24 protein-coding genes are annotated in these 21,018 nt (G+C 72.8%); 13 read left to right on the forward strand and 11 right to left on the reverse strand.

Annotated features, from left to right (window positions below):
• Nucleotides 1–35: 35 nt before the first annotated feature.
• Together ACFYUV_RS43800 and ACFYUV_RS43805 are read left to right on the forward strand one after the other, a co-directional pair.
• A complete protein-coding gene (locus ACFYUV_RS43800) occupies nt 36–1,199 on the forward strand; it encodes a hypothetical protein (RefSeq protein WP_387680152.1) in 1,164 nt (387 codons plus the stop codon).
• Nucleotides 1,200–1,352: 153 nt separating this feature from the next.
• Complete coding sequence (locus tag ACFYUV_RS43805; RefSeq protein ID WP_387680155.1) at nt 1,353–1,853, forward strand: hypothetical protein; 501 nt, start codon at nt 1,353–1,355, stop codon at nt 1,851–1,853.
• A 75-nt stretch (nt 1,854–1,928) separates the two neighbouring features.
• Here ACFYUV_RS43805 and ACFYUV_RS43810 read toward each other — a convergent pair whose 3' ends face one another.
• Entirely contained in the window at nt 1,929–2,582 is a 654-nt protein-coding gene (locus ACFYUV_RS43810; protein ID WP_387680158.1) for an NAD(P)-dependent oxidoreductase, read from the reverse strand.
• A 112-nt stretch (nt 2,583–2,694) separates the two neighbouring features.
• Between ACFYUV_RS43810 and ACFYUV_RS43815 the strand changes: the two genes are divergently transcribed.
• From ACFYUV_RS43815 to ACFYUV_RS43825, 3 genes are all read left to right on the forward strand, one after another.
• Nucleotides 2,695–3,060 carry a winged helix-turn-helix transcriptional regulator gene (locus ACFYUV_RS43815; RefSeq protein ID WP_387680161.1) on the forward strand — a complete coding sequence of 122 codons (366 nt, stop codon included), beginning with the start codon at nt 2,695–2,697 and terminating at the stop codon, nt 3,058–3,060.
• Nucleotides 3,061–3,199: 139 nt separating this feature from the next.
• On the forward strand, nt 3,200–4,189 hold the full coding sequence (gene moaA / locus ACFYUV_RS43820; protein WP_387680164.1) for a GTP 3',8-cyclase MoaA: 990 nt from the start codon (nt 3,200–3,202) through the stop codon (nt 4,187–4,189).
• A 2-nt stretch (nt 4,190–4,191) separates the two neighbouring features.
• On the forward strand, nt 4,192–4,983 hold the full coding sequence (locus ACFYUV_RS43825; protein WP_387680166.1) for an NTP transferase domain-containing protein: 792 nt from the start codon (nt 4,192–4,194) through the stop codon (nt 4,981–4,983).
• Between the two features lie 313 nt (nt 4,984–5,296).
• Here ACFYUV_RS43825 and ACFYUV_RS43830 read toward each other — a convergent pair whose 3' ends face one another.
• Nucleotides 5,297–5,611, reverse strand: a complete 315-nt coding sequence (locus tag ACFYUV_RS43830; protein WP_357977208.1) for a DUF3099 domain-containing protein — start codon at nt 5,609–5,611, stop codon at nt 5,297–5,299.
• A 99-nt stretch (nt 5,612–5,710) separates the two neighbouring features.
• Here ACFYUV_RS43830 and ACFYUV_RS43835 point away from each other — a divergent pair, with 99 nt between their 5' ends.
• Nucleotides 5,711–5,923 (forward strand): dodecin, encoded by a 213-nt coding sequence (locus ACFYUV_RS43835; RefSeq protein ID WP_125642491.1) that lies wholly within the window; start codon nt 5,711–5,713, stop codon nt 5,921–5,923.
• A 181-nt stretch (nt 5,924–6,104) separates the two neighbouring features.
• Here ACFYUV_RS43835 and ACFYUV_RS43840 read toward each other — a convergent pair whose 3' ends face one another.
• Together ACFYUV_RS43840 and ACFYUV_RS43845 are read right to left on the reverse strand one after the other, a co-directional pair.
• Nucleotides 6,105–7,463: a metallopeptidase TldD-related protein gene (locus ACFYUV_RS43840; RefSeq protein ID WP_387680364.1), complete on the reverse strand. Its 1,359-nt coding sequence runs from the start codon at nt 7,461–7,463 to the stop codon at nt 6,105–6,107.
• Between the two features lie 14 nt (nt 7,464–7,477).
• On the reverse strand, nt 7,478–8,971 hold the full coding sequence (locus ACFYUV_RS43845; RefSeq protein WP_352327883.1) for a TldD/PmbA family protein: 1,494 nt from the start codon (nt 8,969–8,971) through the stop codon (nt 7,478–7,480).
• A gap of 77 nt (nt 8,972–9,048) precedes the next feature.
• Here ACFYUV_RS43845 and ACFYUV_RS43850 point away from each other — a divergent pair, with 77 nt between their 5' ends.
• Together ACFYUV_RS43850 and fabI are read left to right on the forward strand one after the other, a co-directional pair.
• Nucleotides 9,049–9,744 carry a beta-ketoacyl-ACP reductase gene (locus ACFYUV_RS43850; RefSeq protein ID WP_358008091.1) on the forward strand — a complete coding sequence of 232 codons (696 nt, stop codon included), beginning with the start codon at nt 9,049–9,051 and terminating at the stop codon, nt 9,742–9,744.
• Between the two features lies 1 nt (nt 9,745).
• Nucleotides 9,746–10,510 carry an enoyl-ACP reductase FabI gene (gene fabI / locus ACFYUV_RS43855; protein ID WP_352327881.1) on the forward strand — a complete coding sequence of 255 codons (765 nt, stop codon included), beginning with the start codon at nt 9,746–9,748 and terminating at the stop codon, nt 10,508–10,510.
• 7 nt (nt 10,511–10,517) lie between these two features.
• Here fabI and ACFYUV_RS43860 read toward each other — a convergent pair whose 3' ends face one another.
• Both ACFYUV_RS43860 and ACFYUV_RS43865 read right to left on the reverse strand, forming a co-directional pair.
• The gene (locus ACFYUV_RS43860) at nt 10,518–11,405 is read right to left on the reverse strand and encodes a hypothetical protein (RefSeq protein ID WP_387680170.1); all 888 of its coding nucleotides are present in this window, start codon (nt 11,403–11,405) and stop codon (nt 10,518–10,520) included.
• 127 nt (nt 11,406–11,532) lie between these two features.
• Entirely contained in the window at nt 11,533–12,480 is a 948-nt protein-coding gene (locus tag ACFYUV_RS43865) for an aldo/keto reductase (protein WP_387680173.1), read from the reverse strand.
• Between the two features lie 146 nt (nt 12,481–12,626).
• Here ACFYUV_RS43865 and ACFYUV_RS43870 point away from each other — a divergent pair, with 146 nt between their 5' ends.
• From ACFYUV_RS43870 to mshC, 5 genes are read left to right on the forward strand one after another with little or no spacing between them, the layout of a single operon-like run.
• Nucleotides 12,627–13,313: a histidine phosphatase family protein gene (locus ACFYUV_RS43870; protein WP_387680175.1), complete on the forward strand. Its 687-nt coding sequence runs from the start codon at nt 12,627–12,629 to the stop codon at nt 13,311–13,313.
• Between the two features lie 9 nt (nt 13,314–13,322).
• On the forward strand, nt 13,323–13,871 hold the full coding sequence (locus tag ACFYUV_RS43875) for a DUF3090 domain-containing protein (protein WP_352363409.1): 549 nt from the start codon (nt 13,323–13,325) through the stop codon (nt 13,869–13,871).
• Entirely contained in the window at nt 13,868–14,632 is a 765-nt protein-coding gene (locus ACFYUV_RS43880; protein ID WP_352327876.1) for an SCO1664 family protein, read from the forward strand. Before ACFYUV_RS43875 ends, ACFYUV_RS43880 begins: the two co-directional genes overlap by 4 nt.
• 31 nt (nt 14,633–14,663) lie before the next feature.
• Complete coding sequence (locus ACFYUV_RS43885; protein ID WP_387680178.1) at nt 14,664–15,320, forward strand: NRDE family protein; 657 nt, start codon at nt 14,664–14,666, stop codon at nt 15,318–15,320.
• Nucleotides 15,317–16,534, forward strand: a complete 1,218-nt coding sequence (mshC, locus tag ACFYUV_RS43890; RefSeq protein ID WP_387680181.1) for a cysteine--1-D-myo-inosityl 2-amino-2-deoxy-alpha-D-glucopyranoside ligase — start codon at nt 15,317–15,319, stop codon at nt 16,532–16,534. The genes ACFYUV_RS43885 and mshC overlap by 4 nt, the downstream gene beginning before the upstream one ends.
• Before the next feature lie 99 nt (nt 16,535–16,633).
• Here the strand turns inward: mshC and ACFYUV_RS43895 are convergent, their stop codons facing one another.
• From ACFYUV_RS43895 to ACFYUV_RS43915, 5 genes are read right to left on the reverse strand one after another with little or no spacing between them, the layout of a single operon-like run.
• Nucleotides 16,634–17,596 (reverse strand): UDP-glucuronic acid decarboxylase family protein, encoded by a 963-nt coding sequence (locus tag ACFYUV_RS43895; protein ID WP_358298968.1) that lies wholly within the window; start codon nt 17,594–17,596, stop codon nt 16,634–16,636.
• Nucleotides 17,593–18,465: a glycosyltransferase family 9 protein gene (locus ACFYUV_RS43900; RefSeq protein ID WP_387680184.1), complete on the reverse strand. Its 873-nt coding sequence runs from the start codon at nt 18,463–18,465 to the stop codon at nt 17,593–17,595. Before ACFYUV_RS43900 ends, ACFYUV_RS43895 begins: the two co-directional genes overlap by 4 nt.
• Complete coding sequence (locus ACFYUV_RS43905) at nt 18,456–19,130, reverse strand: SDR family oxidoreductase (RefSeq protein WP_352363997.1); 675 nt, start codon at nt 19,128–19,130, stop codon at nt 18,456–18,458. The genes ACFYUV_RS43900 and ACFYUV_RS43905 overlap by 10 nt, the downstream gene beginning before the upstream one ends.
• Nucleotides 19,127–20,470 carry a PfkB family carbohydrate kinase gene (locus tag ACFYUV_RS43910; protein WP_387680187.1) on the reverse strand — a complete coding sequence of 448 codons (1,344 nt, stop codon included), beginning with the start codon at nt 20,468–20,470 and terminating at the stop codon, nt 19,127–19,129. Before ACFYUV_RS43910 ends, ACFYUV_RS43905 begins: the two co-directional genes overlap by 4 nt.
• Complete coding sequence (locus ACFYUV_RS43915) at nt 20,470–21,018, reverse strand: SIS domain-containing protein (protein WP_387680190.1); 549 nt, start codon at nt 21,016–21,018, stop codon at nt 20,470–20,472. Before ACFYUV_RS43915 ends, ACFYUV_RS43910 begins: the two co-directional genes overlap by 1 nt.

Raw genomic sequence — 21,018 nt, forward strand, 5'->3', positions numbered from 1 at the left:
CTGGTCATGACCGGGCGGTTCCTAGCGTCTCGCTCATGACCAGAAGCCTCCTTCTCGTCTCGCTCGCGGCGGGGTCGCTCACGGCGCCCGTGCCTGCGTATCCCGCCGCGACCGAGCTCGCCATCCGCGCCATCACCGTACGGCCCGCGAACCCGGTCGTGGGGGCCCACGACTCGGTGAGCCTGGTGATCGACGTGATCGCGCGGGGCGCGCGCGGCAAGAACGGCGTCACCGTCAAGGTGGAGCCCGGCGCCCCGCCCGGCCCGCTGCTGTCGGCCAAGCCCCCGGTCGAGGACGCCTCCGACCTCCCGCCCGCCTCCGACCTCCCGCCCGCCGCCGAACCCGGCCTCCAGCCCCCGGCCCTCTCCGGGCCGCCGTCGTCCTCGTCCTGGACGCCCGGGACGTCGTCGGCGCCCGCCGAGCCCGCTGGGCCCGCCGAGTCCACCGGGTCCGCCGGATCCGCCGAGTCCGCCGAGTCCGCGGGGCCCTCCGGGTCTTCGGCGTCGCCGGTCGGCCCGGCCGGCGCCGCGCCGGGGAGCGCGTACGCGCATCCGGCTTCCGGCGGCCCGGTCGAGGGGCTGCGGGCCCTGATGCCGCTGCCCCTGACGGTCGTCGCCGAGCCGGGTGCCGCCGAGCCAGGCGCCGCCGAGCCGAGGGTCGACCTGCAGAAGGCCCCGTCCACCGGCACGCTGCCGCCCCGGCTGGTGTGGCGGCAGGGGGCGACCCCGCCGGCCCGGATGGCGGCCGACTGGCAGACCTGGCGTTTCCTGCCCGACAAGAAGCTGAACCGCTTCTACCCGACCGGCACCTGGACGATCAGCGCCACCGCCAGGGACGCCGACGGCGCCACGGTCACCGAATACGCCTCCTTCGAGCTCAGGAGGGCGACGAGGTTGTCGTCCGTCCGGGTGGAGAGGTCGCCGAAGTCCGCCGGCGGCGTGCGCCTGCGCGGCTCGCTGACCAGGATCGACCCGCGCGGCTTCACCGACTTCGGGCCGTACGCCAAGCAGCGGCTGCGGCTCCAGTGGCGCGGGGAGGGCTCGCCGGCCTGGGAGGACGTGGCCGAGACGACGACCGACGCGGCCGGGGCCTTCGTGCAGACGGTGCCGCCCAGGAGAGGCGGCCTGTGGCGCGTGCACTTCCCAGGAAACCCCCACTACGCGCCATACACCACTAAACCCCGACAAATCGCCAGTTAACGTAATAAAGCACGCACAAAAATCCGCCGGGGCATTTGTCGTTATCCAATCGTGATCTGTCGTATCGCAACTTTTCTTTACCCTTACGCGTCATTAGGCGTTGACGTGTCCCGTCCCTGGGGCGCGTCCGAGACGGGGAAGGATTTGTTTTTGATGATGCGACGTCTAGCCGCCGGACTGGCCGCGGCCGCTCTGGGCGCCACGATGGTGGCCACCGCCGCCGCCGCGCCCGCCCTGGCGGACACGGACCCCGATCCCGACTTCGCGGGCGGGAGCACGAGCCTCCAGCTCGACGTCAACCCCGAGCCGGCGCGGCGCGGCAGGGCCCTCGACATCCAGGGCAAGCTGTCGGTGTCCTGCGACGAGGACTACATCAGCGGGTTCGTCGCGGTGCACCACGCCGACTACTGCAAGGACAGCGAGCGCTGGCACCGTCTGGCGTGGAAGCGGGTCGTGATCCTCTTCCAGGCCGACGGCAGCGACAAGTGGGACTACGTCGAGTCCGTGCGCACGAACCGGGACGGCTCCTTCAGCACCAGCGAGCGGGCCTACACCTCGGGCACCTGGCGCGCCGTCTTCGAGGGCTCCAGGTACCTGGCCCCCTCCGAGGGCAAGGACTGGGTGAAGGTCTACGGCGGCGGCCACCGCCACTAGCGACACCGGCGGAAGCCCGGCCTCACGGCCGGGCTTCCGGCATGTCCGGCCCCGTTGCCGGGCCGGTCGTCGCCGTCAGTAGCCCACGGCGACCTGCACCCGGTGGTGCCGCGGGTCCTCGATCTCGGCCACCACCGCCGCCGCCAGATCGGCGTAGGAGAACACCGGCCCGCCCTCCTCGGCGGCCATGATCTGCTCCCCGCCGAACCGGTGCCGCCCGCTGCGCTCCGCCCGGTCGTCGAGCACCACCGGCGGCGGCGCGATCACCACCCAGTCCAGCGCCCCGCCCTCCTCGCGGAGGACCTCCAGCTCGGCGGCGTGCCCGAGGGAGAACGTCCGGGCGTCCTCGGGGAAGCCTGGGGTGTCCACCAGCCGCGTCCCCGGCGCGACCTCCAGCAAAGTGCCGATGCCCAGCGCCACCAGCCGGGGCACGCCCGCCGCCGCCAGCCCGCCGGTCAGCGCCCGCGCCGCCGCCGTGTAGAACTCCGCGGACGGCACGTCCAGCCGGACGCTCGCCTGCACCGCCACGTCGTGCCCCGCCGCGACCGCCGCCACGCTCTCCCGGTCGGTCACGTCACCGGCGACCACGCGCACGCCGTCACCGGACGGCCCCGCGTACCGGGCCGGGTCGCGCACCACGGCCGTCACCTCGTGCCCCCGCTCCACGGCCTGCCCGACCACCCGCGCGCCGGCCCGTCCGCCCCCGCCGAAAACCACGATCCTGCTCATCGTCAACACTCCGTCCAGCGGCCGGCACACCCGGCCGCGCCCGGCAGACGGTAGACGCCCGATGGTCACTTCCCGCAACGATAGTGAGCTCCCGCCGCCTAGCATGGACGTCATGGCCGAACCCCTTGACCCCGACATGTTCGCCGCCTGTGTCCACGTCGCCCCCGTCCGCGTCGGCGACAAGTGGACCGCCAAGATCATCCGTTGTCTGGAGCAGGGCCCGAGACGCTTCACCGAGCTGCAGGTCCCGCTGCGCGGCATCACCCCGAAGGTCCTCACCGAGTCCCTGCGCGCCATGGAACGCGACGGCCTGCTCACCCGCACCGCCTACGCCGAGATCCCGCCCCGCGTCGAGTACGAGCTGACCCCCCTCGGCCGCAGCCTGCTCGCGCCCATGGCGGCCGGCTGCGAGTGGTCCAGACGGCACCTGTCGGAGCTCATCGACGCCCGCGAGTCCTGGCACGCCGCCCACCCCTGACGATCCCGTCCCGGCGGCCCCACGGAATCGATCACCGGCGCGGCGCGTTGCCTGCCAGGGAGAGGCAGGCGGTTTTGAGCGCCGCGCGACACCCGTCGTAGTCTGGCTCTCTGGCGAAACGGACAGGAGGTGACGCCCCATGTTGCGAGACTCGTTCGGACGGGTGGCGACGGATCTGCGGGTGTCCCTCACGGACAAGTGCAATCTGCGCTGCACGTACTGCATGCCGCCCGAAGGGCTCGACTGGCTGCCCAAGGCCCAGTTGCTGACGGCCGACGAGATCGTCCGGCTGGTGCGCATAGGCGTCGAGCGGCTGGGCGTCACCGAGGTGCGCTACACCGGCGGCGAGCCGCTGCTGCGGCGCGAGCTGGTCGACATCGTCGCCCGCACCACCGCCCTCGACCCGCGTCCCCAGGTGCTGCTGACCACCAACGGCATCGGCCTGGCCCGGCTGGCCGAGCCGCTGGCGCGGGCCGGCCTCGACCGGGTCAACGTCTCACTCGACACGCTCGACCCGGCCACGTTCAAGCAGCTCGCCCACCGCGACCGGCACGCCGACGTCATCGCGGGGCTGGCCGCCGCCGACGCGGCGGGCCTGCGCCCGGTCAAGGTCAACGCGGTGCTCATGCGCGGCGTCAACGACCACGAGGCCGTGCCGCTGCTGCGCTTCTGCCTGGAGCACGGCTACGAGCTGCGCTTCATCGAGCAGATGCCGCTCGACGCCCAGCACGGCTGGACCCGCGAAGGCATGATCACCGCCGACGAGATCCTCGAACGCCTCTCGGCCGCCTTCGACCTGACCCCCGACGACCTGGAGCAGCGCGGCAGCGCCCCGGCCGAGCGGTTCCTGGTCGGCGGCGGCCCGGCCCGGGTCGGCGTGATCGGCTCGGTGACGCGCCCGTTCTGCGGCACCTGCGACCGGGTCCGGCTCACCGCCGACGGCCAGGTGCGCAACTGCCTGTTCGCCACCGAGGAGTCCGACCTCAAGACCGCCATGCGCGCGGGCGCCTCCGACGACGACCTGGCCGCCCGCTGGGTCGCCGCGGTCGCCCGCAAGCGCGCCGGGCACGGCATCGACGACCCGTCCTTCCTCCAGCCGTCCAGGCCGATGTCGGCCATCGGCGGCTGACGATGCTCTTCGACGCGGTCGTCCTGGCCGGGGGAGCGGCCCGCCGCCTGGGCGGCGCCGACAAGCCCGGCCTGGCCGTCGGCGGCCGTCCGCTGGTCGAGCGGGTGGTCGCGGCGGCGTCCGGCGCGCGCCGCACGGTCGTCGTCGGGCCGCGCCGGGAGCTGCCCGGGGTCGTGTTCACGCGGGAGGACCCGCCGGGCGGCGGGCCCGTCCCCGCGCTGGCCGCCGGGTTGCGCGAGGTCGAGGCGCCGTGGCTGGTGCTGCTCGCCGGCGACCTGCCGTTCCTGACGGCCGCGCACGTGCGGGAGCTGCTGGCGGCGGCCCGTCCCGGCGCGGGAGCGGTCATGGTCGACGACGACGGCCGCGAGCAGTGGCTCGTCGGCGCCTGGCCGGTGCCGCGGCTGCGGGCGGCGCTCGCCGCCTACCTCGGGCGTTCCCTCAAGGGCCTGCTCGGCCCCCTGACCGGAACGCGGCTGGCCTCGCCGGGCCGGCCGTGGTTCGACTGCGACACGATGGACGACCTGAAGGAGGCTCGCATGAACGTACTCGCCGAGTGGACGGCGCTGGTGTGCAAGGAGCTGGGCGTCGACCCCGCCCGGGTGGACCGCGACCTGGTCCTCGACCTGACCAAGGAGGTCGCCCACGGGGTGGCCAGGCCCGCCGCGCCGCTCACCGCCTACCTGCTCGGGCTGGCCCAGGGCGCGGGCAGCGCCCCTGAGGACGCCGTGGCCAGACTGGTCACATTGGCGAAGAACTGGGAGCAGGCGACCACCGAGACCCTGACTGACGGCTGACACTCGAACGAACTCTTGAAGTCAAGCCGACCGCTTCCTCCAGATTTCCTGTGAATTGCGAGGAGGAGGCCGGTGTAAACGATTTCGGGAAAGCGGTCCTATCGGACTCCGGCCGGCACGGGGACTGATCGTCCAATGCAAAGGGCTGGCCAGGAAAAGGGCGACGCCGGGTGGTTACGGGGGCAAACCACCCGGCGTCGCTTCATCGGCGTTCCGACGGGGGCCCGGAACGCCGGCACCAGCACTCCGACGGGGGACCGGAGCGCTTGCCTAAAGCGTACACCTACAACCCATGGGATGCGTCAAGACTTAGTCACGACCCGATCTCGCGTCGATGCAGCGGTATCTCGGTTTGGTTAGCCTCGGGGGACTGAAAGTGGGGCGGCGGCGCGCCCTCGCTGCGCTCATTGGCCCCGATTACGGCAATGTATGGCAAAAACACTGCCCCGGCGATGAACAGCAGCCGGTAGGGCCACGGCACCGGCACCACGACCGCCAGGATCAGGCAGATCGTCCGGATGCCCATCTTGATCAGGTAGGCGACCTCACGCTTGCGGATGTCCGCCGTGAGCGAGGGTCTGGCGTCGGTGACCTGATGGACGTCCGGCTTCTTGCGCCACCCCTTCATACCTTCCACGGTAGACCTCGTACGGGCAGGGCGCGACGGCGCGGCCGGGCGCTGAGGAGGGTCATGCGATCATGGCCTTCGAGTAAGGAGGATGGGGAGATGACGGATCGAACGTATCGGGTCACTGAGATAGTCGGCACGTCGGGGGAGAGCCTTGACCAGGCCATCCGCAACGGCCTCCAGCGGGCCTCGCAGACCCTGCGCCACCTGGACTGGTTCGAGGTCACCGAGATCCGCGGCCACCTCGACGGAGGCGAGATCGCGCACTACCAGGTGGGCATGAAGGTGGGCTTCCGCCTGGAGGACTCCTGACCGTCCCCGGACGGCCCGGGGCCGGCGCCCCGGCACACCGACCCCCGTCCCGGCCCCGGCCCGCCCTGCGGCCCGCTGGGGGCCCGGACGGCGGCCGGCACGACGACGCCCGCCGCCCCGCTCGATCGCGGGACGGCGGGCGTCGTCGTGCCGTGACGTACGGCCCTGACGTACGGCGGGGTCAGCTCGCCTGGCTGACCGTCGACATGTTGAAGTCCGGCACCCGCAGCGGCGGCATCACCGTGCGCTGGAAGTAGTCGTTCCACTCGCGGGGCAGCGTGCGCTCGGCCGCCCCCACCTCCGTGACGCGCCCGAGCAGGTCGACGGGGCTCTCGTTGAACCGGAAGTTGTTCACCTCGCCGACGACCTCGCCGTGCTCCACCAGGTAGACGCCGTCGCGGGTGAGGCCCGTGACCAGCAGCGTCTGGGGATCGACCGCGCGGATGTACCACAGGCAGGTGACGAGCAGCCCGCGCCGCGTGGAGGCGATCATCTCCTCCAGCGACCGGGCGCCCTCCGCCGGGCCGGACATGACCAGGTTGTCGATGCCGGGCGTCACCGGCAGCCCGCTCAGCTCGGCCGAGTAGCGCGTCTGGAGCAGCGACTCCAGCCGGCCGTCCCTGATCCAGTCGGTGGGGCCCAGCGGCAGGCCGTTGTCGAACACCGAGCCGTCGCGGCTGGAGGCGTGCGCGGTGACGAACGGCGCGCACGAGATGCCCGCGGCCCGGGGATCGCTGGACAGCGTGATCGGCAGCGTGGCGAGCTGCTCGCCCACCCGCGTGCCGCCGCCCGGCCCGGAGAACACCGAGCGGCCGTCGAGCGCGTCCCTGGCGCCCGAGGACCAGTACAGGTAGATCATCAGGTCGGCCACCGCGCTCGGCGGCAGCAGCGTCTCGTAGCGGCCCGCGGGCAGGTCGACCCGGGTCTTGGCCCACTCCAGGCGCTGGGCCAGCGAGGCGCCGAGCGCGGCCACGTCGACGTCGGCGAAGTCCTCGGTGAACACGCCGGTCCAGGCCGACCGCTTCAGATCGCCGGACTTGGCGTTGAGCTCCAGGCGGCCGGTCGGCTGGTCGTGCCGCAGCCGCACGCCGGTGGAGGTGCCGAGGAAGGTCGAGGTGAGGGAGTGCTCGGCGAAGCCGTAGAGCTTCCTGTCGCCGGACTCGGCGGCCGAGAACGCCTCGCCGAGCGCGGGCGCGAACCGCTCGAACACCCCGATGTCGGTCGGGTGCACCTCGTCGTCCCAGCCGGGCGCGGCCGGGCCGCCCTCGACCAGCGGGCGGGCGTCCTCGGCGGGCCGGGCCTCGCGGGCCGCCCGGTCGGCCGCCGCGACCACGTCGGGGAGCTGGTCGGCCCGCACGGCCGAGCGCGAGACCACGCCCACGCCCTGCCCGGCCACCGAGATCACGGTCAGCCGGGACGAGCGGGCCACGCCGTTGGTGGTCAGCGTGTTGCCCGCGAAGCGCAGGTTGGCCGTGGAGCCCTCGTCCACCAGCACCACGCAGCCGTCGTTCGCGGAGAGCTCCAGAGCCCTCTCCACCATCTCCTGCGGAGTAGTCACTTGCCGCCCTCCTGCACCGTGTTGAGCACGCGCACGCCCCTGAACAGCGCCGACGGGCATCCGTGGCTGACCGGCGCGACCTGCCCCGGCTGGCCCTTGCCGCAGTTGAAGGCGCCGCCCAGCACGTACGTGCCCGGCCCGCCGACGCCGTCCATCGACTGCCAGAAATCGGTCGTGGTGGCCTGGTAGGCGAAGTCTCTGACCTGCCCGGCCAGCTTCCCGTGCGAGATCCGGTACGCCCGCTGCCCGGTGAACTGGAAGTTGTAGCGCTGCATGTCGATCGACCAGCTCTTGTCGCCCACGATGTACAGGCCGCGCTCCACGCCCGCGATCAGCTCCTCGGTGGAGGGCCCGCCGGGCGCGGCGGCCAGCGACACGTTGGCCATGCGCTGGATCGGCATGTGGCCGGGGGAGTCGGCGAACGCGCACCCGTTGGAGCGCCCGAACCCCTTCATCAGCGCCATCCGGCGGTCGAGCTGGTAGCCCACCAGCACGCCGTCCTTGACGATGTCGAAGCTCTGCCCCCGCACGCCCTCGTCGTCGTAGCCGACCGTGGCCAGGCCGTGGGTGACCGTGCGGTCGCCGGTGACGTTCATCAGCGGCGAGCCGTAGACCAGCTCGCCGAGCTGGTCGAAGGTGGCGAAGCTGGTGCCGGCGTAGGCGGCCTCGTAGCCCAGCGCGCGGTCGAGCTCGGTGGCGTGGCCGATCGACTCGTGGATCGTCAGCCACAGGTTGGACGGGTCGATCACCAGGTCGTAGTCGCCCGCCTCGACCGAGGGCGCGGCCAGCTTCTCGGCCAGCAGCTCGGGCAGCCGGCCCAGCTCGGCCGGCCAGTCCCAGCCCGTGCCGGTCAGGTACTCGTAGCCGCGGCCGACCGGCGGCGCGATCGTGGACATGTCGTCGAAGCCGCCCTCGTGCGCCTTCATCGCGTTGAGCGACGGATGCACCCGCACGCGCTGCTGCGTGGTCACCGTGCCCGCGGTGTCGGCGTAGAACTTCTGCTCCTTGACCTGCAGCAGCCGCGCCGAGACGTGGTCGGCGCCCTTGAGCAGCCCGGCCGACCAGTCGGCCAGCAGCCCCACCTTGTCGGCGGAGGGCACCTCGAACGGGTCGACGTCGTAGTCGGAGACCCACACCGCGTCGGCGTGCACCGGCTCGGGCGCCAGCTCGATGGGCTCCCGGTTGACCGGCGCGCTCACCTCGGCCACCCGCACCGCCTGCTCGGCCACCGCCGCGGCGGCCTGCGGGGTCAGGTGGATGCCGGCCGCGAACCCCCATGTGCCACCCTTGACGACACGGACCGCGTAGCCGAGGTCGTCGGCGTCGAGCGCGCCTTCGAGGCGGGCGTCGTACAGGCGCAGCGTCTCGGCCCTGACGCGTTCGAGCCGGAAGTCGGCGTGCTCGGCGCCGAGGTCGCGGGCGCGTTGCAGGGCCGCGTCCGCGAGCTGCCGCAGCGGCAGTTCCAGGAAATCGGGATCGATCTGGCGCATGTCCACGATCCTAGCCCTGTGATCTTGTGCCACCCGGACAAGCGGATACCCGCAAGTAAGAGATAGCGTCAGATGCCATGGCACGCTCTGTACTCGTCACCGGAGGCAATCGCGGCATCGGCCTCGCGATCGCCCGTGAACTCGCCGCGGCCGGCGACGCCGTCGCGGTCACCTACCGATCGGGGGAGCCGCCGGAGGGTCTGTTCGGCGTCCGCTGCGACGTCACCAGCACGGCCGAGGTCGAGGCCGCCTTCGACAAGGTCGAGGCCGAGCAGGGGCCGGTCGAGGTCCTCGTCTCCAACGCGGGCATCACCAAGGACACCCTGCTGGCGATGATGAAGGAGGAGACCTTCACCGACGTCATCGACGCCAACCTGACCGGGGCCTACCGCGTGGCCAAGCGCGCCATCAGGCCCATGATGAAGATCAAGCGCGGCCGCATCATCCTCATCTCCTCCGTGGTCGGCCTGTCCGGCCAGGCGGGCCAGGCCAACTACGCCGCCTCCAAGGCCGGCCTGGTCGGCTTCGCCCGCTCCCTGGCCCGCGAGTACGGCTCGCGCAACATCACCGTCAACGTGGTGGCGCCCGGCTTCGTGGCCACCGACATGACGTCCGGCCTCGATCAGGAGGCCATCGTCAAGAACATCCCGCTCGGGCGGCAGGCCGCCCCCGCGGAGATCGCGCGCGTCGTCCGCTTCCTGGCCGGCGACGACGCCTCGTACATCACCGGGGCCGTGATCCCGGTCGACGGCGGACTCGGAATGGGGCACTGACGTGGGAATTCTCGAAGGCAAGCGGATCCTCGTGACCGGCGTGCTCACCGACGCCTCCATCGCCTTCTCGGTGGCCAAGCTGGCCCAGGAGGAGGGCGCCACGGTTGTGCTCACCGGGTTCGGCCGGCTGAGCCTGGTCGAGCGCATCGCCAAGCGGCTGCCCCAGACCCCGCCGGTGCTGGAGCTCGACGTCCAGGACACCGACCAGCTCGACACGCTGGCCGCCCGCGTGGGCGAGCACGTCGACGGGCTCGACGGCGTCGTGCACTCCATCGGCTTCGCGCCGCAGAGCGCCCTCGGCGGCAACTTCCTCAACACGCCGTGGGAGGACGTCGCCACCGCCCTGCAGGTCTCCACGTACTCGTTCAAGTCGCTGGCCGTGGCCTGCCTGCCGCTGATGAAGGAGGGCGGCGCGGTCGTCGGCCTCGACTTCGACGCCTCCAAGGCCTGGCCGGTCTACGACTGGATGGGCGTGGCCAAGGCCGGCCTCGAGTCGTGCAGCCGCTACCTCGCCCGCGACCTGGGCAAGCACAACATCCGGGTCAACCTGGTCTCGGCCGGGCCGCTGCGCACGATGGCCGCCAAGTCGATCCCGGGCTTCAAGGAGTTCGAGGAGAGCTGGCCCGAGCGCTCGCCGCTGGGCTGGGACCTCACCGACACCGTCCCGGCCGCCAAGGCGTGCGTGGCGCTCATGTCCGACTGGTTCCCCGCCACCACCGGCGAGATCGTGCACGTCGACGGCGGCGCGCACGCGATCGGCGGCTGAGCGCGCCTCACGCCAGGCGGTGCCTGCCGCTGCTGCCCGCCGGGGCCGGCTCGAACGGGATCGACTCGCTCGGCTCGGCCCGGTGCCGCCGCTGCTGCACGATCCGGGTGGCCAGCACCGCCGACCCCAGCAGCACGATCGTCAGCACGGTGCCCAGCACGTCCTGAGCCGGCGGGCTGGGCCGCACCACCCGCTGGTCGCGCAGCGGCACGGCCAGCTCGCGCCCGAACGGGTTGGGCCACAGCAGCTCCACCCGCGAGTCGTCGGGATCGGCGGTCGGCTCCTCGGCGGTGACCGGCCGCTCGTCGTCCAGCGTGTACGGCTGGTGCTGCGGCGGCGTGGGCGGCTGCGTCGGCAGCGGCGCGGTGGCCTCGTCGGTCCCGCGCTCGCGCGGCCGGTCGCTCCGGCGGCGCCCGGTCTCCGTCTCAGGCCCGGTCTCGGTTCCGGTCTCGGTTCCGGGCGAGGCCGTCGGGGTGGGGTAGGCCGTCAGCGACGGGAGCACGCCCTGGTCGTCGCAGGCCAGCACCGGCAGGCACACGTCCTTCAGCGTCTCGGGCACCAGGTCGCTGTGGCTGGGGCTGGGGGAGGGGCGGTCCGAGTGGGTCGGTTTGGCGGGCCTGCCGGTCGGCACGGCGTCGCCGACGGTGCCGAGCACCTCGCCGGTGGCCTTGTCGACGCCCTTGGTCACCGGGTCGGCCTTGCCGCCGGTCACGTCGTCGACCGTGCCCGTGAGCGCGCCGACGACGTCGCACAGCGTGTCGGTGACGCCCGAGAGCAGCCCACCCTCGCCCGGGCAGCCCTGGACGGCGGCGGCGGAAGCGGCCGGCGCCCCCGCCGGGATCGCCGCCAGCGCCACCGCGAGCACCCCGGCCGAGATCGCGGTCCTGCTCCCCATCCGTCCCCTCCTGTGTCGCTTCAGGAGGAAATCCTTATGGACAAGGCCCGTCAGACGCAGGCTTTTTCCCGGTAAAGTTGCGATTCGGTATCGACTAGTGATACGCGAGTTGGACTCTCGTTCGTCGTCAGTCGAGCGAGGACACGTCATCGAGCGCCTCCCGGATCTCGATCGGGAGCACGACGTCCTCGGCCGACAGAATCCCTTTGAGCTGCGTGTGGGTGCGGGCGCCGACGATCGCCGAGGCCACCCCGGGCTGGTCGCGCACCCACGACAGGGCCACCGCTAGCGGCGAGACGCCGAGCCCGTCGGCGGCGGTGGTGACCGACTCGACCACGCTGCGGCTGCGCTCGTCGAGATAGGGGCGGACGAAGTCGGCGAAGTGCGGCGTCGCGGCGCGGGAGTCGGCCGGGATGCCGGTGCGGTACTTGCCGGTCAGCACGCCCCGGCCCAGCGGCGACCAGGCCAGCACGCCGACGTCGAGGTGGGCGGCGGCGGGCAGCAGCTCGCGCTCGGGCTCGCGGGCCAGCAGCGAGTACTCGACCTGGGCCGAGGTGATCGGGATGCGGCCGGGGACCGACTTCTGGGTGACCGCGGCGGCGGCGAGCTGCCAGCCCGCGTAGTCGCACACGCCGGCGTAGACGGCCCGGCCGGAGGAGACGATCGCGTCGAGGGCGGCCAGGGTCTCCTCCAGCGGCACCTCGGCGTCGTAGGTGTGGAGCTGCCACAGGTCGACGTAGTCGAGGCCGAGCCGGTTGAGCGACTCGTCGACGGCGGCGATCAGGTGGCGCCTGGAGGCGTCGCGCGGCCGGCGGCCGGTCGGGGTGACCACGGCCTTGGTGGAGATCACCAGCTCCGAGCGCGGCACGGAGTCGCGCAGCATGCGGCCGAGCAGCCGCTCGGAGTCGCCCCCGGTGTAGACGTCGGCGGTGTCGACGAGGGTGCCGCCCGCGTCGACGAACGAACGGAGCTGGGCGGCGGCCTCCTCCGGGTCGGTGTCACGGCCCCAGGTCATCGTGCCGAGCCCCAGCCGGGACACCGACAGGCCGCTGCGGCCGACATAGCGCTGCTCCATGATCCCGCCAGGTTACCAAGAACGGGCTCGCCCGCCAGTCCGCCGCTCCAATGTCCTGCCTGGTGAGGAGCGTGGCGGCGGGTGGATGCGAAGTTTTCTCGCAGGTGCGTGAAACATGGTGATCCGCGCCTGCGACACTTGCTGGTGTGACCACCCTTCTGCTGGCCCGCCACGGGCTGACCGACCTCACCGGGCCGGTGCTGGCCGGGCGCACCCCGGGGGTGCACCTGAGCGAGGCCGGGCGGGCGCAGGCCGAGGCGCTGGCCGGCCGCATCGCCGGGATCCGGCTCGACGCCGTCGTCTCCAGCCCGCTCGAACGCTGCCGCGAGACCGCCGAGGCCGTCGCCAAGGGCCGCGGGGCGGACGTGGTCCTCGACGAGCGGCTGATCGAGTGCGGCTACGGCGCCTGGACGGGCCGCCCGCTCAAGGAGCTCGCGCGGGAGCCGCTCTGGCAGACCGTGCAGGCGCATCCCAGTGCGGTGACATTTCCGGAAGGGGAGTCGCTGGCCGATATGCAACATCGGGCGGTCGCCGCGGTCCGGGAGTGGAATCGACGCCTCGGGTTGAAGGGTGTCTACCTGGCGTGCACCCACGGAGACGTCATCAAGGCGATCGTGGCGGACGCTCTGGGGCTGCACCTCGATCATTTTCAGCGGATAACAGCCGATCCGGCGGCCCTCACCGTGATTCGCTATGCCCCCTTGCGTCCCTTTGTTCTCAGGATTAACGATATGGGGGAATTGCGGTTGCCCGAGGATTCGGAGGAGAAAGACGGGGGAGAAAACATCACCGGGAGCGATGCCGCCGTCGGCGGTGGACCCGGGACCACGTAAGGTCAGGCTATGCCGGTCTTCGACTACGACCCACCGGAGAGGTTCGTCGCCGGCGCCCTGGGGCAGCCGGGCGCGCGGGTCTTTTTTCTGCAGGCCAGGGCCGAGGGCAGACTGACCACCGTGGCGCTGGAGAAGCTGCAGGTGGCTGCGCTCGCGGGCAGGCTCGACGAGCTGCTCGACGAGGTTCTGCGGCTCAGCGGGGGCACCGCGCACGTGCCCGCGCTGGCTCCGGCCGACCTGGCCGACGACGCCCCCCTCGACGTGCCGGTCGCGGAGGACTTCCGGGTCGGCACCATGGCGCTCGCCTGGGACGACGACAAGTCCCAGGTGGTGATCGAGGCGCAGGAGGTCATCGACGAGGAGGACCTCGACGGCCCCGACCCCGCGGTGCTGCGGGTGCGGATCAGCGCCGGGGCAGCGCGTGCCTTCACCCGCAGGGCGCTCCAGATCGTGGCGGCGGGTCGGCCTCCCTGCCCCCTGTGCGGGCAGCCGCTCGACGCCGAAGGCCATGTCTGCGTCCGACTCAACGGCTACCGCGGGGGTGAGGCGGCTTCATGACCGCTCCTGAGAGCGAACCGGCCGTCAAGCCGCCACAAGGGCCGATCATGCAGGAGGAGGAGGCGCTCACGCTGCTGCGCGACGGGCGCCTGGAGGTGGCCGGCCGCCTGGTCGAGGCCACCAACATGACCCTCTACTGCTCGATCAAGCTGGGCGGCCGCAGCGCCGCCTGCGTCTACAAGCCCGTCCGCGGCGAGCGCCCCCTGTGGGACTTCCCCGACGGCACCCTCGCCGCCCGCGAGGTGGCCGCCTACGAGGTCTCCCAGGCGACCGGCTGGCGCATCGTGCCGCCGACCGTCTACCGCGAGGGCCCGTTCGGGCCCGGCATGTGCCAGCTGTGGATCGACACCGAGCGCGAGATCGACCTGATGCGGCTGGTCAAGAGCCGTAACCCGGTGGTGCGCCGGATGGCGGTGTTCGACGCGGTGGTCAACAACGCCGACCGCAAGGGCGGTCACCTGCTGCCGCTGCCGACCGGGCACGTCTACGGCGTCGACCACGGCGTCTGCTTCTCGGTCGAGGACAAACTGCGCACCGTGCTGTGGCAGTGGCGGGGCAAGCCGCTGGCGCGCGAGGCGGTGGCGGTGCTGGCCAAGCTGGAGCGCGACCTGGAGTCGGGCTCGCTGGGGCGGCGGCTGCGCGAGCTGCTCACGCTGGCCGAGGTGGAGGCCACCTGGCGGCGGGTCAGGCGGCTGCTGGACACCGGGGTGCATCCGTACCCGTCGGAAGGGTGGCCGGCCGTTCCCTGGCCCCCCATCTGAGGACTGGCGGGGGTTTTATACCCTTTGCCGCATGTGCACGCTGATCGTGAGAACCGGGGAGCCGCTGACCCTCATGGGCGTGCGGGACGAGCTCACCGACCGCCCCTGGGAGGCGCCCGGGGAGCACTGGCCCGAGCATCCCGGGGTGATCGGCGGCCGTGACCTCAAGGGCGGCGGCACCTGGATGGCCGTCTCCCCGTCCGCCTGCCGCGCCGCCGCTCTCCTCAACGGCCACGGCACGATGGCCCCCGAGACCACCAGGGTCTCCCGCGGCGACCTGGCCCTGATCGCGGTGTCCACGGGCGACGTCCCGGACGTCGACCTGACCCGCTACGACCCCTTCCACCTCGTGCTCGCCGACCTGTCCGGCGTGCGGCTGTTCAGCTGGGACGGCGACCGCCTCACCGCCTCCGCCCTGCCCGACGGCACCAGCATGGTCGTCAACACCGGCCTCGACCCGGACGCCGGCCGCGTACGGGCCCACCTGCCGCGCTTCGCGAGCGCGCCCGACTGGGCGGAGCTGATCACCGGCGCGCACTCCGACCGGCCGGACGCCCTCCTGGTGCGCAACATCCTGCCCGACGGCCGCGTCTACGCCTCGCTGTCGGTGATGCGGGTCACCCTGGGCCAGGACGACACCGGCTACGAGTTCACGGACCTTACGGCACGGATAGGCTCAAAGGCATGAGATCGTGGTCTGCCCAGAACATCCCCAAGCTCCCAGGTGAGAGCATTCCGCTGCGTCTCTACGACACGACGACGAGGCAGGTGCGGCAGACCGATCCCGGCCCCACCGCCCGGATGTACGTCTGCGGCATCACCCCCTACGACGCCACCCACCTCGGTCACGCCAACACCTACCACGCCTTCGACCTGGTGGGCCGGATGTGGCGAGACGCCGGGCACGAGGTCCACTACACCCAGAACGCCACCGACGTGGACGACCCGCTGCTGGAGCGGGCCGCCCAGACCGGCATCGACTGGCAGGAACTGGCCGAGCGCGAGATCGAGCTGTTCCGCACCGACATGGAGGCCCTGCGCATCCTGCCGCCGCGCGAGTACGTCGGCGTCACCGAGGTCGTGGGCCACGTCGCGGACCTGATCACCGAGCTCGCCGCCAAGGGCTGCACCTACGACCTCGACGGCGACGTCTACTTCAAGGTGGCCGACGCCCCCAAGTTCGGCCAGGTGTCCGGCTACGACGAGGCCGAGATGCTGGCCCTGTCCGCCGAGCGCGGCGGCGACCCCGACCGGCCGGGCAAGCGGCACCCGCTCGACTGGCTGCTGTGGCGGGCCGAGCGGCCCGGCGAGCCGGCCTGGGAGACGAGCCTGGGCCGGGGGCGTCCCGGCTGGCACATCGAGTGCACCGCGATCGCGCTGCGCAACCTGGGCCCCGGCTACGACGTGGCGGGCGGCGGCTCCGACCTGATCTTCCCGCACCACGAGTGCGGCGCCTCCGAGGGGCACGCGGCGACGGGGGAGTGGCCGTTCGCCAAGTTCTACACGCACGCGGGCATGGTGGCGCTCGACGGCGAGAAGATGTCGAAGTCCAAGGGCAACCTGGTGTTCGTCAGCCGGCTGCGGCAGCGGCACGACCCGATGGCCGTGCGGCTCGTCCTGCTGGCCCACCACTACCGGGAGGACTGGGAGTACACGCCCGGCCAGCTCGCCGCCGCCGAGCGCCGGCTCGCGCTGTGGCGCTCGGCCGTCGCCCTGCCGGGCGCGCCGCGCGCGGAGGAGCTGCTGGCCGCGGTCCGCGAGCGGATGGCCGACGACCTCGACTCGCCGGGCGCGCTGGCCGCGATCGACGCCTGGGCCGAGCGGGCGCTGGCCGAGGGCGGCCCGCAGCAGCCCGGCCTGGTCAAGGACCTGACCGACGCCCTGCTCGGCATCGCCCTCTGACAAACCGACCGACAGCCTGCGGGTGACATGGTCGTGGGCCGGGCTTTCACGCCCGGCCCACGACCTCCCGTGGAGTCGCCGATCCCTCGGCGTTCTCCGTCACACACGCAGCTCCTCGAACCTGTCGTTCGCGGCGAGCTCCGCGGTGAACCACTCGATCGTGCGCCGCAGCCCCTCCTTGGCGGGCACCTCCGCCCGCCAGCCCAGCCGCTCGGCGGCCAGGGTGGTGTCGGGCCGGCGCACCTTCGGATCGTCGGCGGGCCGGTCGATGAACTCGATCTCCGAGGCCGAACCGGTCAGGTCGCGGATGAGGGTGGCCAGCTCCAGCATGGTCAGCTCGTCCGGGTTGCCGATGTTGACCGGGCCGGTGAAGTCGCTGCGGGCCATGGCCAGGATGCCCGAGACGGTGTCGTCCACGTAGCAGATCGACCTGGTCTGGGTGCCGTCGCCGGTGATGGTCAGCGGCTCGCCCTTCAGCGACTGCCGGATGAACGTCGGGATCGCCCGGCCGTCGAACGGGCGCATCCGCGGGCCGTAGGTGTTGAAGATGCGCACGATCCCGGTGTCGGTGCCGCGCGAGTGGCGGTAGGCGGTGGTCAGCGACTCGGCGAAGCGCTTGGCCTCGTCGTAGACGCTGCGCGGGCCGACCGGGTTGACGTTCCCCCAGTACGTCTCCTTCTGCGGGTGCTCCAGCGGGTCGCCGTACACCTCGCTGGTGGACGCCAGGACGAACCGGGCGCCCTTCTCCCTGGCCAGCCCGAGCGCGTGCAGGGTGCCCACGCTGCCCACCCGCAACGTCTCGATCGGGTAGCGCAGGTAGTCGGCCGGCGAGGCGGCCGAGGCGAAGTGCAGCACCAGGTCCACCCGGCCCGGGACGTGCACGTACCCGGTCAGGTCGCTCTCGATGAGCCGGAAGGCCGGATTGTCCAGCAGGTGCTCGACGTTGCGCGGGCCGCCGGTCAGGAAACTGTCCATGCAGATGACCTCGGCGCCTTCGTCCAGCAGGCGTTCGCACAGGTAGGAACCGAGGAAGCCGGCTCCGCCGGTGACCAGAGCCCTCATGACGTGACCTCCAGAGCTGCGTCGACCACTTCCGACACCTCGATCCTGAGCAGGCCGGGATCGGGGCGCAGGCCGTGCGGGTCGCCCTTGCGACCGGCCCACAGGGCCACGTGCCGCCATCCGGGCGGCGGCCCCCACTCCGACGGCGGCACCGGGCCGAACAGCACCACCGACGGCACGCAGAACGCCGTCGCCAGGTGCGCGACCCCGGTGTCGCCGCAGACCACCAACCGGGCCCGGCTGACCAGGTCGATCAGGTCGGCCAGCCGGGTGCGGCCGGCCAGCATGCGCTCCGGCGGCAGCCCGGCCAGCTCGGCGACCTTCCTGGCGATCGGCACCTCGTCGGCGTTGCCGGTGACGACCACGTCGTCCAGCGCCGCCGCGACCTCGGCGAACCGCTCGGGCGGCCAGCGCCGCGCCGGGTAGGCGGCCCCCGGATGCACGATCACCGGGCCCGTCCGGTCGGAGATGCCGAGCGTCAGGTCCTCCGGGTCGGCGGGGATTCCGTGCCACTCCAGCAGGCCGCACCACCGCCGCACCTCGTGCACGCCGTCCTGCCACGGCGGGCCGACGCCGAAGCTGATCAGCCGGCCCGGGTCGGTGGCGCGCAGCGCCTGGACGCTCTGCGGCCCCTTGCCGTGCAGGTTGACCGCGATGTCGGGCCGCTGGAACGGCACCGGGCCCGGCCCGGACACGTCCACCTGGGCGTCCACCGCGCCGATCAGCGGCAGCAGGGCCTCCAGGGACTTCGGCGCGGCCAGCGTGATCCGGTGCCCGGGGAACGACTGCCGCAGCGCCCGCAGCGCGGGGACGGCCGTGAGCAGGTCGCCCAGGCCGAGCCCGCGCAACGCCAGCAGTTCTAGGGCCATGACGTCTCCGTCGAGGGGCAGACGACCAGCTCTCTGACCTCGCACCCGGCCGGCTGCCGGAGCGCGAACACGACGGTCTGGGCGACGTCGGCCGGGTCGTTCAGCCCCGCCTCCGGGCCCGGCTTGTACTGCTCGGGACGCCCGTCGAAGAAGCTCGTCCGCATGCCGCCCGGGATCAGCAGGGTCACCCCCACCTCGCCGCGCAGCTCGACCGCCAGGCCCCTGGTGAAGCCGACGACGCCGAACTTGGAGGCCGAGTACGCCGAGGCGTCGCTCAGCGGGCGCAGCCCGAGCGTCGAGGCGCAGGTCACCACCTTGCCGCGGCTCCGCTTCAGATACGGCAGCGCCGCCCGGACGACGGCGGCCGTGCCGAGCAGGTTGACCTGGATCACCCGCTCCCAGTCGTCGGCGGGCACGTCCTCCAGGCGTCCGCAGGCGTCGATGCCGGCCGCGGTCACCACGCCGTCCAGGCCGCCGGCCCGCTCGGCGAGCTCGCGCACGGCCCGCTCGGCCTGCCCGCGGTCGGCCAGGTCGGCCGTGACGTGGTCGAAGCGCTGGTCCGGCTCGCGCACGTCGACGACGAGCGCCCGCCAGCCCTCCTTCTCGACCGCTTCGGCGGTGGCCAGGCCGAGACCGGAGGCGCCCCCGGTGATCAAAATATTCACTGGATCTCCCTGATCAGATTGCTGGTCGAACGTCCCGGCAGCGTGCTGAGCGCGACGAACTCGGCGCCGAGCCGCTCCAGGACCTCTGACTCGGGCAGGACTTCCCCCTCGTAGTCCCCGCCCTTCACCCACACGTCGGGCCGCAGCAGCTCGATGGACTCGGCCGGGGTGTCCTCCTCGAACACCAGGACCGCGTCGACGCAGCTCAGCGCCCGCAGCACCTCGACCCGGTCCCGCGCGTCGACCACGGGCCTGGACGGGCCCTTCAGCCTGCGCACCGAGTCGTCGGAGTTGACGCAGACGACGAGAGCGTCGCCCAGCGCCCTGGCCCGCCGCAGGAGGCTCACGTGCCCCGCGTGCAACAGGTCGAAACAGCCGCCGGTGGCGATCAGCCGGCCGCCCTGCGCGCGGGTGAGCCTGGCCACCTCCAGCGCGGTGCGCGGACGGTCGCCGAGCCGCTGTTCCTGGGTCCTGACGGTGGCGGCCCCGCCGCGCTCGACGAAGCGCGAGGCCTCGCCGACGCCGATGGTGACCGCCTCCTCGACGTCCGCGCCGTCCCGCAGCGCGAGCGCCGCGGCGCCGGCGAACCGGTCGCCCGCGCCGCACGCGTCCTGCCCGGCCGCCGTCACCGGCGGCGGCACCCGCGTCAGCGGGCCGCCCTGGACGGCCAGCGTGGCGCCGTTGCCGCCGGTGGTGACCGCCACGGCTCCCGCGCGCAGCTCCCGCACCAGGCGGCGGGCCGCGTGGTCGGGGCCGCGGTAGCCGTCCGGGCACAACATCCTGGCCTCCGCCTCGCTCGGCGTCACCAGCGTGCAGCCCGGCATGGGCGGCCCGCCCCGGGGGTGCGGGTCCCACACGACCGGTACGCGGGCCTCGCGCAGCAGCTCCCGGGCCAGGCCGGCCACGCCCCTGCCGTAGTCGGAGACCAGCACGGCGCCGGCGCGGGCCAGCACGGCCGTGATCTCCTCGGGGATCTCGCCGGGCGGGGCGGACCGGGTGACGCCGTCGCCGCTGTCGAGCCTGAGCATGGTCTGGCCCCTCGACCTGACCCTGGTCTTGCGCACGGTCCCGCCGTTCAGCGGCAGGCGTACCAGCTCGACCTCCTCCGACAGCAGTGCGCACAGGCGGTGGCCGTCGGGGTCGTCGCCGATCGCGGTGATCAGCACCACCTCCGCGCCGTCCCGCGCGGCCAGCAGCGCGGCCAGCCCGGCCCCGCCGGGGCGGGCGTGCTCGGCCGCGATGTCGACCACCGGGACCGGCGCGTCCGGGCACAGCCGCTCGCTGTCGCCCTCGACGTCCACGTCGAGCAGTGTGTCGCCGATGACGACGAGGGGGCCCATCAGACGGCCTCCTCGACGGCGTCGCAGAGCAGGTGGATCATGGCGAGGTGCACCTCCTGGACGGTGGCCGTCTCCTGCGCGGGCACGGCCACCGCCTCGTCGCACAGGTCGGCCAGCGGGTTCGGCGCGGGCCCGGTCAGCGCCCAGGCGACGACGCCGACCTCCTGCGCCGCCCGGGCCGCGGCCAGCACGTTCGGGCTGCCGCCGCTGGTGGACAGGCACATCAGCACGTCACCGGGACGGCCGTGCGCCCGCACCTGGCGGGCGTAGACCTCCTCGTGGCCGAAGTCGTTGGCGATCGCGGTCATCGAGGAGCTGTCGCCGTGCAGCGGGATCGCCGCGTACGGCGGCCGGTCGGCCCTGAACCGGCCCACCAGCTCGGCCGTCAGGTGCTGGGCCTCGGCCGCCGACCCGCCGTTGCCGCAGGCCAGCAGCCGGCCGCCGGCCGACAGCACGCCGGCCAGCTTCCCGCCCCAGGCGCGGATGGTGACCGCGTGGTCGTCGACCTTCTCCAGCGTGGTCCAGAGCTTTTCCAGATGTCTGTCCAT

It is taken from the genome of Nonomuraea sp. NPDC003560 (assembly GCF_042878785.1).
Lineage (GTDB): Bacteria > Actinomycetota > Actinomycetes > Streptosporangiales > Streptosporangiaceae > Nonomuraea.

What these genes read in the sequence shown, in the direction of transcription:
- ACFYUV_RS43800 (WP_387680152.1), top strand. Translation starts at nt 36, where the DNA reads ATGACCAGAAGCCTCCTTCTCGTCTCGCTCGCGGCGGGGTCGCTCACG.
- ACFYUV_RS43805 (WP_387680155.1), top strand. Translation starts at nt 1,353, where the DNA reads ATGATGCGACGTCTAGCCGCCGGACTGGCCGCGGCCGCTCTGGGCGCC.
- ACFYUV_RS43810 (WP_387680158.1), bottom strand. Translation starts at nt 2,582, where the DNA reads ATGAGCAGGATCGTGGTTTTCGGCGGGGGCGGACGGGCCGGCGCGCGG.
- ACFYUV_RS43815 (WP_387680161.1), top strand. Translation starts at nt 2,695, where the DNA reads ATGGCCGAACCCCTTGACCCCGACATGTTCGCCGCCTGTGTCCACGTC.
- moaA (WP_387680164.1), top strand. Translation starts at nt 3,200, where the DNA reads ATGTTGCGAGACTCGTTCGGACGGGTGGCGACGGATCTGCGGGTGTCC.
- ACFYUV_RS43825 (WP_387680166.1), top strand. Translation starts at nt 4,192, where the DNA reads ATGCTCTTCGACGCGGTCGTCCTGGCCGGGGGAGCGGCCCGCCGCCTG.
- ACFYUV_RS43830 (WP_357977208.1), bottom strand. Translation starts at nt 5,611, where the DNA reads ATGAAGGGGTGGCGCAAGAAGCCGGACGTCCATCAGGTCACCGACGCC.
- ACFYUV_RS43835 (WP_125642491.1), top strand. Translation starts at nt 5,711, where the DNA reads ATGACGGATCGAACGTATCGGGTCACTGAGATAGTCGGCACGTCGGGG.
- ACFYUV_RS43840 (WP_387680364.1), bottom strand. Translation starts at nt 7,463, where the DNA reads ATGGTGGAGAGGGCTCTGGAGCTCTCCGCGAACGACGGCTGCGTGGTG.
- ACFYUV_RS43845 (WP_352327883.1), bottom strand. Translation starts at nt 8,971, where the DNA reads ATGCGCCAGATCGATCCCGATTTCCTGGAACTGCCGCTGCGGCAGCTC.
- ACFYUV_RS43850 (WP_358008091.1), top strand. Translation starts at nt 9,049, where the DNA reads ATGGCACGCTCTGTACTCGTCACCGGAGGCAATCGCGGCATCGGCCTC.
- ACFYUV_RS43860 (WP_387680170.1), bottom strand. Translation starts at nt 11,405, where the DNA reads ATGGGGAGCAGGACCGCGATCTCGGCCGGGGTGCTCGCGGTGGCGCTG.
- ACFYUV_RS43865 (WP_387680173.1), bottom strand. Translation starts at nt 12,480, where the DNA reads ATGGAGCAGCGCTATGTCGGCCGCAGCGGCCTGTCGGTGTCCCGGCTG.
- ACFYUV_RS43875 (WP_352363409.1), top strand. Translation starts at nt 13,323, where the DNA reads ATGCCGGTCTTCGACTACGACCCACCGGAGAGGTTCGTCGCCGGCGCC.
- ACFYUV_RS43880 (WP_352327876.1), top strand. Translation starts at nt 13,868, where the DNA reads ATGACCGCTCCTGAGAGCGAACCGGCCGTCAAGCCGCCACAAGGGCCG.
- ACFYUV_RS43885 (WP_387680178.1), top strand. Translation starts at nt 14,664, where the DNA reads ATGTGCACGCTGATCGTGAGAACCGGGGAGCCGCTGACCCTCATGGGC.
- mshC (WP_387680181.1), top strand. Translation starts at nt 15,317, where the DNA reads ATGAGATCGTGGTCTGCCCAGAACATCCCCAAGCTCCCAGGTGAGAGC.
- ACFYUV_RS43895 (WP_358298968.1), bottom strand. Translation starts at nt 17,596, where the DNA reads ATGAGGGCTCTGGTCACCGGCGGAGCCGGCTTCCTCGGTTCCTACCTG.
- ACFYUV_RS43900 (WP_387680184.1), bottom strand. Translation starts at nt 18,465, where the DNA reads ATGGCCCTAGAACTGCTGGCGTTGCGCGGGCTCGGCCTGGGCGACCTG.
- ACFYUV_RS43910 (WP_387680187.1), bottom strand. Translation starts at nt 20,470, where the DNA reads ATGGGCCCCCTCGTCGTCATCGGCGACACACTGCTCGACGTGGACGTC.
- ACFYUV_RS43915 (WP_387680190.1), bottom strand. Translation starts at nt 21,018, where the DNA reads ATGGACAGACATCTGGAAAAGCTCTGGACCACGCTGGAGAAGGTCGAC.